Below are 12151 nucleotides of genomic sequence, written 5' to 3' on the forward strand. Positions count from 1 at the left end.
AAATAACTGTTTAACGAGGAATTAAAAAAGGGCGAATTGCTTCGCCCTTATCATAAACATTTTCTTTTTCAGTCTTTATTTTGCAAAGCTCACCGCACGTGTTTCGCGGATAACGGTTATCTTCACCTGTCCTGGGTAAGTCATCTCGTCCTGAATCTTCTTCGCAATTTCACCCGACAGATTTTCCGTCTGCTTGTCGTCTATTTTGTCTGCCCCGACAATAACACGAAGCTCGCGTCCTGCCTGGATAGCATAAGTCTTGGTTACACCCGGATAAGACATAGCCAACTGTTCCAGATCGTTCAGACGCTTGATGTAAGCCTCAACAATTTCGCGGCGTGCACCCGGACGTGCTCCGGAGATGGCATCACACACCTGTACGATAGGCGCAAGCAGGCTGGTCATCTCTACTTCATCGTGGTGGGCACCGATAGCGTTACAAATATCCGGTTTTTCCTTGAATTTCTCAGCAAGTTTCATACCCAGCAAAGCGTGTGGCAATTCCGGTTCTTCATCGGGCACCTTACCAATATCATGCAACAATCCGGCACGTTTTGCTTTCTTCGGATTCAAGCCCAGTTCAGAGGCCATCACAGCACAAAGGTTGGCAGTCTCACGTGCATGCTGCAACAGGTTCTGTCCATAAGATGAACGATATTTCATCTTACCGATGATTCGAATCAGTTCCGGATGCAATCCGTGGATACCTAAGTCGATAGTAGTACGTTTACCTGTTTCAATAATTTCTTCTTCCACTTGTTTACGCACTTTGGCAACCACCTCTTCGATGCGTGCCGGGTGAATACGTCCGTCAGTAACCAACTGGTGCAATGCCAGACGGGCTATTTCACGACGAACGGGGTCGAATGCGGAAAGAACAATTGCTTCAGGAGTATCGTCTACTACGATTTCAACTCCGGTAGCAGCTTCAAGAGCACGGATATTACGGCCTTCACGTCCGATGATACGTCCCTTGATTTCATCCGATTCAATATGGAATACAGTTACAGAATTCTCGATGGCAGTTTCCGTAGCCACACGTTGTATCGACTGTATCACGATGCGTTTAGCCTCTTTACTTGCAGTCAGTTTGGCATCGTCCATGATATCATTGATATAAGACTGCGCCTGAGTCTTTGCCTCTTCTTTCAACGACTCTACCAAGCGTTCTTTTGCCTCTTCGGCCGACAAACCGGAAAGTGCTTCCAGTTTTTCAATTTCCTGATGCTGGAGTTTGTCCAGTTCCTCTTTCTTTTTATCCACGATTCCCAACTGTGCTTCCAGATTCTCTCTGACAGCATCGGCTTCGGCTCTTTTACGCTGAATCTCTTCCTGACGCTGGCTCAGCACCATTTCACGTTGTTTCAGCTTATTTTCGGCCTGTTGGATCTTTTGGTTACGCAGGGCTACCTCCTTCTCCAAATCTGCTTTCTTATTGAGAAACTTCTCTTTTACTTCCAGCAGTTTGTTCTTCTTAATCACTTCTGCTTCTGTCTCTGCTTCTTTCAGGACATTATCATATTTGGCCTTCAGTCCGTATTTAAACAATACGTACGATAAGATTCCTCCTACGATGAAGCATGCAATGGATGCTACTATTGTTACTAACATTGTAATTTAATTTAAATATAAATAAAAACGCACTGCCAAATACTCGAAAGCTTCTTCTTCCGGGCATCTTTAGCAGTGCGTGGATTTTCTTTTATAAAAATGGAAACAGTTATTCCTCGTTCCTGAAATACTCTTCCAGCATTTCTGTAAGTTCTTCTATCTTGGCCGTATACGGTTGGGTATCATTACGTTGCAGCAGATGCAGCTTTTCCAGTGAAAACTGATATGCCACCATAGCTATAATCTTTTCCGGAGCTATGTTCCTGTAGTACTCCCGATACGCATTGAGCCTGATATTTACCTGCTTTGCCGCTTCTCTTACGGTCTCTTCCTCGTCACGGTTGATGGTGAGGGGATAATAAGAATCTGCTATTTGCAGGTTTATTTTTATTTTATCGTTCATACATCCTTTTTTATGTTATTCATTCAACAAAGCGATGCATTTATCGACTTCACGCACTAATTTAGACAATCGCAGCTTCGTCTCTTTTACGTCGCTGCCGTTAAGGCTGATTGCCGTAGCTGTTTTTAGGTCTGTGTAGTTTGATTCTAACGCTTTGTATTCAGCTTTCACCTTTTCGAGTTCGGCCTTCTCATCTTCGAGAAGTTGCTTTAACTCAGCATTTTCGCGCTTTAATTCATCATGCAGATAGATTAAATGCCGCAGCCTTGCTTCAAAGGTACTTAATAGCTTCTTTTCTTCTTCTGTCATCACTACACCAAAATTGTACACAAAAATACGATTAACTCTGATATTACAAAAACTTTTCGGCGGAAAATAGTCATTTATAGTGAAAATAGTTGTCCGGGGCAACTTTTATTTATTTTTTTTAGCTATATGTCTTCTATTACAAGGATATTTATTTTCTACACACAAACGTTCATTATAGAAAAGAATATGGGTATAAGTACAATTATTCAGAATCATCATCTCGTTTGTAATAAATATGCAGAAAGAAGAGAAAAAGCTGGATACATTTTCATCTTTTTGTGCCTTTTTGTTATTAATTTAATAGAATTTATATCAAATAGACTACGATTCCGAAGTTTTATTCCTACATTTGCGGGCAAATGATAACCTTTATAAAAACGCATAATCATGGCTAAAATAACCAAAGAAGCCGCTTTGCTCTATCACTCACAGGGCAAACCCGGTAAAATTGAGGTAGTACCTACCAAACCCTACAGTACACAAACCGACTTATCTCTCGCTTACTCTCCCGGTGTGGCAGAACCATGCCTCGAAATAGAAAAGAACCCACAGGATGCTTATAAATATACAGCCAAAGGTAATCTGGTAGCCGTAATCTCAAACGGTACAGCAGTTTTAGGATTGGGCGACATCGGTGCTTTAAGCGGTAAACCGGTAATGGAAGGTAAAGGTTTACTTTTCAAAATCTATGCAGGTATCGATGTGTTCGACATCGAAGTCAACGAAAAAGATCCTGATAAATTTATCGAAGCCGTAAAAGCCATCGCTCCTACTTTCGGAGGTATCAACCTGGAAGATATCAAAGCACCCGAATGTTTTGAGATAGAACGCCGCCTGAAAGAAGAGCTTGACATCCCTGTGATGCATGACGACCAACACGGGACGGCCATCATCTCGAGTGCCGGACTGGTAAACGCCTTGCAAGTGGCCGGTAAGAAGATAGAAGATGTGAAAATCGTTGTCAATGGTGCAGGTGCTTCCGCCGTATCGTGCACGAAGCTCTACGTATCATTGGGCGCCCGCCTCGAAAATATCGTCATGCTCGACAGCAAAGGCGTTATCAGCAAGGCACGCACCGACTTGAACGAACAGAAACGTTATTTCGCAACCGACCGTACCGACATTCATACACTGGCCGAAGCAATCAAGGGAGCAGACGTATTCCTCGGCCTGTCAAAAGGAAATGTATTATCCCAGGATATGGTGCGCAGCATGGCCTCCTCGCCCATCGTGTTCGCTTTGGCAAACCCCACACCCGAGATTTCATATGAAGACGCCATGGCTGCCCGCCCCGACGTGTTGATGGCAACCGGACGTTCGGACTATCCGAACCAGATTAATAATGTAATCGGTTTCCCGTATATCTTCCGCGGAGCGCTCGACACTCAGGCAAAAGCAATCAACGAAGAGATGAAGATTGCCGCCGTACACGCCATTGCCAATCTGGCCAAACAACCCGTGCCCGATGTGGTGAACGAAGCTTACCATGTGAACAACTTCACTTTCGGTCCGGAATACTTTATCCCGAAACCGGTAGATCCGCGTCTGATTACGGAAGTATCTATCGCCGTGGCCCGTGCCGCTATGGAGAGTGGTGTGGCCCGCAAGAATATCGAGAACTGGGATGAATATAAAACGCATCTCCGCGAATTGATGGGACAGGAATCCCAGTTGACCCGCCAGCTCTACGATACCGCCCGCCGCAACCCGCAACGTGTGGTATTTGCCGAAGGCGGACACCCCAACATGCTGAAAGCCGCTGTCGAAGCTAAATCGGAAGGAATCTGCCACCCTATTATATTAGGTAACGAAGAACGCATCGAGAAACTGGCCAAGGAACTCGACCTGAGCCTGGACGGAATCGAAATCATCAACCTTCGCCACGACCGTGAGGCAGAACGACGCGAACGTTATGCCCACATCCTCTCTCAGAAACGTGCCCGCGAAGGCGCTACATACGAAGAAGCCAACGACAAGATGTTCGAGCGCAACTACTTCGGTATGATGATGGTTGAAACCGGAGACGCGGATGCTTTCATCACCGGATTATACACCAAATACAGCAATACCATCAAAGTAGCGAAAGAAGTTATCGGCATCCGTCCGGAATACAAGCATTTCGGAACCATGCACATCCTGAATTCCAAAAAGGGAACTTACTTCCTGGCTGACACTTTGATCAACCGCCATCCGGATACTTCCACTCTGATAGATATAGCCAAGCTGGCCGACCAAACTGTCAGATTCTTCAATCATACCCCGGTGATCTCCATGCTGAGCTATTCTAACTTCGGTTCCGACCAGGCAGGAAGCCCGCTGAAGGTACACGAAGCAGTAGCTTATATGCAGAAAGAATATCCCGAACTGGCTATTGACGGTGAAATGCAGGTGAATTTTGCCATGAACCGCGAACTCCGTGACTCCAAGTACCCCTTCACCCGCCTCAACGGAAAGGATGTGAATACATTGGTATTCCCCAACCTAAGCTCTGCCAATGCAGGATATCAGTTGTTGCAGGCCATGGACCCGGATACCGAATTTATCGGCCCGATCCAAATGGGGCTGAACAAACCGATCCATTTTACAGATATCGAAAGCTCGGTACGCGACATCGTGAACATCACCGCCGTGGCTGTTATCGACGCTATTGTAGAAAAGAAAAAAGCTAATAAATGAAACGTCCTTTATCCAAATCACAAATAGTTTGTATCATTCTGCTTTGGGTGGCGCTTTGTTACATAGTATTGGTATACGCCGAACGTATTGACGGCCCTACCATACTTATGCTTATCATTTCGGCAGCATTAGTCTTTATTCCCGTCTACAAATCACTTAAAAAGAATAAATAATATCTTTTTATTCCTTTTTTGCGGCATAAAATATCAATTTTGATGTTTTATGCCGTTTTTCTTTATAAAATGCTTGTTAGTTCGATTTTTATGTTTACTTTTGCAACGTCATCAACAGAGAGACGATAGAATTTAAAAACAATCATATTAAAAGAAAAAAGAATTATGAATGCAGCTAAGGTATTAGAAGATTTGAAGAGAAGGTTCCCCAACGAACCGGAGTATCATCAGGCAGTAGAAGAAGTTCTTTCTACGATTGAAGAAGAATACAACCAACATCCTGAATTCGACAAAGCCAATCTGATTGAACGTCTTTGCATTCCAGACAGAGTATACCAGTTCCGTGTGACTTGGGTAGACGATAAAGGCAACGTGCAGACCAACATGGGGTACCGTGTTCAGCACAACAACGCCATCGGCCCGTACAAAGGAGGTATCCGCTTCCATGCTTCTGTAAACCTTGGTATTCTTAAATTCCTTGCTTTCGAGCAAACCTTTAAAAACTCACTGACTACCCTGCCGATGGGTGGTGGTAAAGGTGGCTCGGACTTCTCTCCGCGCGGAAAGTCAAATGCCGAAGTAATGCGTTTCACTCAGGCCTTCATGCTTGAACTGTGGCGCCACATCGGTCCTGAAACCGACGTACCTGCCGGTGACATCGGTGTGGGTGGCCGCGAAGTAGGTTTCATGTTCGGTATGTACAAAAAGCTCTCTCACGAGTTCACCGGAACATTCACCGGTAAAGGTCGCGAGTTCGGCGGTTCACTGATCCGTCCGGAAGCTACAGGTTATGGTAACATCTACTTCCTGATGGAAATGCTGAAGACAAAAGGAACTGACCTGAAAGGTAAAGTTTGTCTGATCTCCGGTTCGGGTAACGTGGCTCAGTATACCGCCGAAAAAGTGTTGGAACTGGGCGGTAAAGTGGTTACCATGTCCGATTCCGATGGTTACATCTACGATCCGGACGGTATCGACCGCGCTAAACTGGACTACATCATGGAGCTGAAGAACCTCTACCGCGGACGCATCCGCGAATATGCCGAAACTTACGGATGTAAATACGTTGAAGGAGCCCGTCCCTGGGGTGAGAAAGGCGATATCGCATTGCCTTCGGCCACTCAGAACGAACTTAACGGTGACGACGCACGCAAACTGGTTGCCAACGGTGTCATGGCAGTATCCGAAGGTGCCAACATGCCTTCTACTCCGGAAGCTATCAAAGTGTTCCAGGATGCCAAGATCCTGTATGCCCCGGGTAAAGCAGCCAATGCGGGTGGTGTATCCGTTTCAGGATTGGAAATGACCCAGAACTCTATCAAACTGAGCTGGAGCTCTGAAGAGGTAGACGAAAAGCTGAAGAGCATCATGAAGAATATCCATGAAGCTTGCGTACAATACGGTACAGAACCGGACGGATACGTAAACTATGTGAAGGGTGCTAACGTAGCCGGATTTATGAAGGTTGCCAAAGCAATGATGGCACAGGGAATCTTATAATCAGCAAAGAATTCAATCATAATGTCATAGTAGAAGTCCCCGTATCTCTGTAACAGGAGTACGGGGATTTTCATTTCAAACTGTCAATGCAAGTGCTTGAAGAGAAAGAGCACAAAGATGGGATACTAAAAAATGTACTCAAGCTCCGGAACAGCAAAATAAAATATCTCCTTATTCAACATCACCTCCGCATTCCATTAATCGTTCAGCAACAAAAAAAATAATATTAACAGACTATTTAAACAGACAGTCCGGACAGTTTGCTATAAAAGAACTTATTGACATCAAAAAAATAAAAGCAATCGTCCCAATCTTTCATAAAACGAAAAAGTAATCTCTTTTTTTAGTTCATTAAAAATTTGCTTGTTTGTTTTAAACCATTTACTTTTGGAATTTTAAAAACCAAAGCCTTATTTTTGAAAAAAATCACAATCAGCCTTATATTCTACTAAATGATTTTAAATAACGAGCCTAAGAAGAAGAAATTTGAGCAGTTTTTCATTATGACTTACCCAAAAGTCAAAGCGTTTGCATGGAAATTGTTGAAATCAGAAGAAGATGCAGAAGATATTGCCCAAGATATATTCGCAAAATTATGGACCCATCCTGAGATTTGGGAAAACCAGGAAACTTGGAACAGCTACATTTACACTATGGTCCGCAATCATATTTATAACTTTCTAAAACATAAATCAATCGAACAGACCTATCAGGAGCAATATACAAAAGAGGATCTGTCTATATCCGAAGCCGACATTCACGATCAACTTTATGCCAGGGAAAGCGAACTTCTGATGAAACTCACGATTGCCAATATGCCCGAACAGAGAAGAAAGATCTTCCGGATGAGCCGCACACAAGAAAAAAGCAATCAGGAAATTGCCGATGAACTGAATATTTCAGTTCGTACGGTAGAGCGTCACATCTATTTGGCATTAATCGACTTAAAAAAAGTGCTCCTCACCCTATTTTTTTTCTACATCGGTTGAGTAATCAGCCACAACTAATTGTCTTATCTATATAAAGGCTATAAAAATGAAGAATTATATTCAGAGAATCATCCGTTTGTTTGCAGCTTCCGATCCCGACAAAAAAGTCACCGGAGAGATCCATCAATGGTTGCTCGACCAGGAACATACCGAGGAAAAGGAAACTGCCCTGCACGACTTATGGAACGAAACGGAAGGAAAGGTCGACCAGACCACCTGGGACTCTCTCGCATCAGTATATACCAAAGTCGGAGCCAACTCCGGAGGCAGACATCAGCCACGCATCCGTTTTGCATATTACGCGGCTGTCATAGCGTTGTTGATCGTGTCTGTTTCGGTTACTTTTCAAATGACCAAACAGCACTTCACCGAGACTCCCCTAATTGAGAACATAACACCGGACGGGCGCCTGAGCACCCTCCGGCTTCCGGACGGCAGTATAGTGGAAACTAACTCAGGCAGCATCCTCCTTTATCCTGAAAAGTTCAAAGGTGAAACCCGCACGGTTTACTTAATCGGTGAGGCCAACTTCAAAGTAAAGAAAAACACCGGCCAGCCTTTTATAGTCAGATCGGGCACCATGGCAGTGACAGCCTTGGGAACCGAGTTCAATGTCGCCGCTTATCCGGAAGAGAACGAAATGATTGCAACCCTGATTCATGGAAAAATAAAAGTGGAATGCGACAATGGAAAAGAGAGTTATATTGTCACTCCCGGACAACAGGTCACTTACCATAAGAGCACGGGAAAAAGCAAGCTCGCCGAAGCAAATATTGAAGACGTTACAGCCTGGCAAAAAGGGATGTACGTATTCAGAGGAGTTACTATGTCGGCAATCCTGAACGAACTGGAAAGACGCTACGCGGTCACCTTCCAGTATAACGCCAATTTATTTAATGATGATAAATTCAACTTCCGTTTCCGTGAGAAATCCACTTTAGAAGATATCCTGAATATCATGCAGGAAGTCGTGGGAGGATTCAACCATGAACTGAAGGGGAATATATGTTACATTAAACGGGATGCAAAAAAATAAAATGATTTAGTATATTTATTTGTTTAACCTTAAAAACAACTATTTAGCATGTAAAAAAGTATCCGGAAAGAGGCGGCCACCTAATTCCGGATATGAAATCTGAATTCTTAGCGTCAAAGCTTATGCTTTACTTTTTGGGAAATAAATATTATGATTTAACACTAAAATTCGTTCAAATCTATGAATTTTTATCGATTAAAGTCTATTTTTTTTATAATTTTTAGCTGTTTTATTCTACAAACAGCTGCCTTTGCTCAAAACAACGTAAAAATAACGATCAAAAAAAAGAATATCACGTTGCAGGAAGCATTGCGGGAAGTTGAGAAACAATCTGATTATCTGATTGCTTTCAACGAATCCAAACTTGAGAAAACCAAACGCGTTAACCTGAATATTAATGCTGAATCTCTGGATAAGACGCTGACTTCTATCCTGTCCGGAACGGGTCTTTCCTACAAAATCAAAGACAAATATATCATGATTATTCCGCAATCAAAAGTGGAAGTTGAAAGCAAAAAACTGTCGGGGATAGTGAAAGATGACAAAGGAGATCCCTTGATCGGAGTCAACGTCTCATTCAAAGGCAGCCCCACAGGAACCGTCACCGGTCTTGACGGACGATTTTCCATCCTGGCTGCCAAAGGAAATGTAATTGAATTCTCCTATGTGGGCTATACCACCAAATATATTACAGTGGGTGATGCTTCTTCACTGACTGTCGTATTGGACGAAGACGCCAAAGCGCTGGACGAGGTTGTCGTCACCGCACTGGGTATCAAACGTGCAGAAAAAGCGCTGAGTTACAGTGTTCAGCAGGTAAAGTCGGATGCTATCAACAGTGTGAAAGATGCCAACTTCGTAAACGGATTAACCGGAAAAGTAGCGGGTGTGTCCATCAACCGGAGCTCCTCGGGCATCGGCGGAGCAACCCGCGTAGTCATGCGCGGGGCCAAGTCCATTGTAGGAAACAATAATGTGCTCTATGTGGTGGACGGTATGCCCATCGGCAACCCCTCAAAAGGTGAAATCAATAATGATTACAGTACTCCGGGAGGAGGTGAAGGCATTTCCGATTTCAACCCGGAAGACATCGAGAGTTTATCGATACTGACAGGTCCCGCCGCTGCGGCCTTATATGGTTCATCGGCAGCCAACGGTGTTATCCTGATCAACACTAAAAAAGGTCAGGAAGGCAAACTGAAAATCTCAATCTCCAACAATACGGAGTTTATGACTCCTTACGTAATGCCGGAATTTCAGAATCAATACGGTAATGCAAAAGGATCCTATAAGAGTTGGGGTGAGATGTTGCAACAGCCTTCAACGTTCCGCCCGAAAGACTTCTTTAAGACAGGCGCCAATATCATGAATGCCGCCAATTTTTCAGTAGGAAACAAAAATAATCAAACGTTCGTATCGGTGGCAACCACGAATTCCACCGGCATCATCCCCAACAACGAATACTATCGTTATAACTTCACATTGCGCAACACTGCGAGTATGCTGAATAACAAACTCCATCTTGACCTGGGAGCCAGTTATGTTCTGCAGGGAGACCAGAACATGCTGTCGGCAGGACGTTACTTTAATCCGCTGGTACCTCTGTATCTCTTTCCGCGGGGTGAAGATTTTGAAGCGGTCAAAGTGTACGAACGATATGACACCAACCGCAAGTTCCCCATACAGGAATGGTCGTATGGTGACCAGGGCCTGAACCTGGAAAACCCGTACTGGATTGTGAACCGCGAAATGTTTGTTTCCAAAAAGAAACGTTATATGTTTTATGCCAACGTAAAATACGACATTCTGAGCTGGCTGAACATAGCAGGACGTATACGAGTGGATAACACCAACACCACATCCGAACGTAAACTGCATGCTTCGACAATCAAGCTGCATGCCCAGTCGGACAAGGGAGCATATAACCAAAGTATGGAAGAGTATCAGCAGACCTATGCAGATATCATGCTGAATGTGAACAAAAATCTCGGTGACTTCAATCTGACAGCAAACGCCGGATTCAGTTATGAAGATCACCTGACTACCGGCATGGGCATCGGAGGGAAACTGTTTACTGTCCCCAACCTGTTCTCTGCCTATAACTTCGATCCGTCTTCCGGACCCGGTTCGCAATCGCACATCCATACACGAAACAATTCGGTGTTTGTAAGTACTGAATTGGGCTATAAAAGTATGCTTTATCTCACCCTGACCGGACGGCAGGAATGGGCTTCCCAGTTAGTCAACTCCGACCAGCCCACCTATTTCTATCCTTCCGTCGGAGTGTCGGGCGTAATCTCCGAAATGGTAAGTCTGCCTAAATTCATTTCATTCTGGAAGATGAGAGCTTCATTCGCTGAAGTAGGAGGACCGATCAATTATACCGGATTGACTCCCGGAACCGTCACCGATCCCATGAAAGGCGGAGTCATCAATCCGATATCGATTTACCCTTTCCCGAACTTCAAAGCAGAACAAACCAAATCGTATGAGTTGGGAACTAACCTGAGACTTTTCAACAATAAAATCAATATCGACGCCACGGTTTATCTGACAGATACCTATAATCAGACCTTCCTCTCCAGTATGTCTCCTGCTTCGGGATATTCGGGTTTCTATGTACAGGCAGGTAAGGTACGCAACAAAGGTATCGAACTGTCATTGGGTTATAACGACCGGTTCGGAAAAGTGGGATATGCCACCAATCTGACTTACACAGCCAACCGAAATAAAATCATGAAGATGGTGCATGACTACAGGAACCCGGCGGACGGCTCGCTGTTCAGCATCACCGAACTGACCCTGCAGGATAAAGGAGGAGTTTATCTGCGGGAGAAGGACGCAATCGGGGATGTATACGTAAAAGGTATCCTTGCCAGAGGCAAAGACGGTAAACTGATCGAAGAAGAAGGAGGATATAAAGTAGACCGCTCACAACGTATCAAGATAGGATCGGTCAACCCGGATTTTTCAATAGGCTGGAGACATAATGTAACCTGGAACAACCTTACTCTGGACCTGTTGTTCAACGGACGCTTCGGAGGTATCGTAACCTCTTCCACCCAAGCCTTCCTCGACGACTACGGTGTATCGAAAGACACTTATAAAGCGCGTCAGAACGGTGGTGTATGGGTGAACGGAACACAATATGATGCGGAAAAATATTATACGACCATCGGCGGCGAACAACTGATGGCATATTATGCGTATAAAGCGACCAACATCCGCCTTCAAGAAGCCAGCCTGAGCTATACACTGCCGGGCAAATGGTTCGGTAATGTGATCAACCGGCTGACGGTTTCCGCCATCGGACGCAATTTGTGGATGATCTATAATAAAGCTCCATTCGATCCGGAAATGACCTCTTCGACAGGTACCTATAACCGGGGAGATGTCTTTATGCCACCCAGTTTGCGTAGTGTGGGATTTAGCGTAAAGATTGAATTATAACCTT

The 12151-nt window shown here is 44.4% G+C and carries 9 protein-coding genes; 6 read left to right on the plus strand and 3 right to left on the minus strand.

Annotated features, from left to right (window positions below; translation table 11 throughout):
- Positions 1-75 precede the first annotated feature (75 nt).
- The 3 genes from rny to DBK98_RS21865 form a co-directional block, all read right to left on the minus strand.
- Positions 76-1611 (minus strand): ribonuclease Y, encoded by a 1536-nt coding sequence (gene rny, locus DBK98_RS21855; protein WP_005808123.1) that lies wholly within the window; start codon positions 1609-1611, stop codon positions 76-78.
- Positions 1612-1720: 109 nt separating this feature from the next.
- A complete protein-coding gene (locus tag DBK98_RS21860; RefSeq protein ID WP_032535461.1) occupies positions 1721-2014 on the minus strand; it encodes a cell division protein ZapA in 294 nt (97 codons plus the stop codon).
- A 15-nt stretch (positions 2015-2029) separates the two neighbouring features.
- The gene (locus DBK98_RS21865) at positions 2030-2323 is read right to left on the minus strand and encodes a hypothetical protein (protein ID WP_005781040.1); all 294 of its coding nucleotides are present in this window, start codon (positions 2321-2323) and stop codon (positions 2030-2032) included.
- A gap of 387 nt (positions 2324-2710) precedes the next feature.
- On the opposite strand from DBK98_RS21865, the gene DBK98_RS21870 reads away from it, so the two are divergent.
- The 6 genes from DBK98_RS21870 to DBK98_RS21895 all read left to right on the plus strand — a co-directional run bounded on the left by DBK98_RS21870 (position 2711) and on the right by DBK98_RS21895 (position 12147).
- On the plus strand, positions 2711-4999 hold the full coding sequence (locus DBK98_RS21870) for an NADP-dependent malic enzyme (RefSeq protein WP_005781044.1): 2289 nt from the start codon (positions 2711-2713) through the stop codon (positions 4997-4999).
- Positions 4996-5172, plus strand: coding sequence for a hypothetical protein (locus tag DBK98_RS21875; protein WP_002562412.1), 177 nt, complete (start codon positions 4996-4998; stop codon positions 5170-5172). The genes DBK98_RS21870 and DBK98_RS21875 overlap by 4 nt, the downstream gene beginning before the upstream one ends.
- A 165-nt stretch (positions 5173-5337) precedes the next feature.
- On the plus strand, positions 5338-6672 hold the full coding sequence (locus DBK98_RS21880) for an NADP-specific glutamate dehydrogenase (protein WP_005781046.1): 1335 nt from the start codon (positions 5338-5340) through the stop codon (positions 6670-6672).
- A 452-nt stretch (positions 6673-7124) separates the two neighbouring features.
- On the plus strand, positions 7125-7661 hold the full coding sequence (locus DBK98_RS21885; RefSeq protein WP_005781047.1) for an RNA polymerase sigma-70 factor: 537 nt from the start codon (positions 7125-7127) through the stop codon (positions 7659-7661).
- A 46-nt stretch (positions 7662-7707) separates the two neighbouring features.
- Positions 7708-8697: a FecR family protein gene (locus DBK98_RS21890; RefSeq protein ID WP_005808125.1), complete on the plus strand. Its 990-nt coding sequence runs from the start codon at positions 7708-7710 to the stop codon at positions 8695-8697.
- A gap of 180 nt (positions 8698-8877) precedes the next feature.
- A complete protein-coding gene (locus DBK98_RS21895; protein WP_005808126.1) occupies positions 8878-12147 on the plus strand; it encodes a SusC/RagA family TonB-linked outer membrane protein in 3270 nt (1089 codons plus the stop codon).
- Positions 12148-12151 lie beyond the last annotated feature (4 nt).

Origin of the sequence: Bacteroides sp. PHL 2737 (assembly GCF_004115325.2) — a bacterium.
Lineage (GTDB): Bacteria > Bacteroidota > Bacteroidia > Bacteroidales > Bacteroidaceae > Bacteroides > Bacteroides hominis.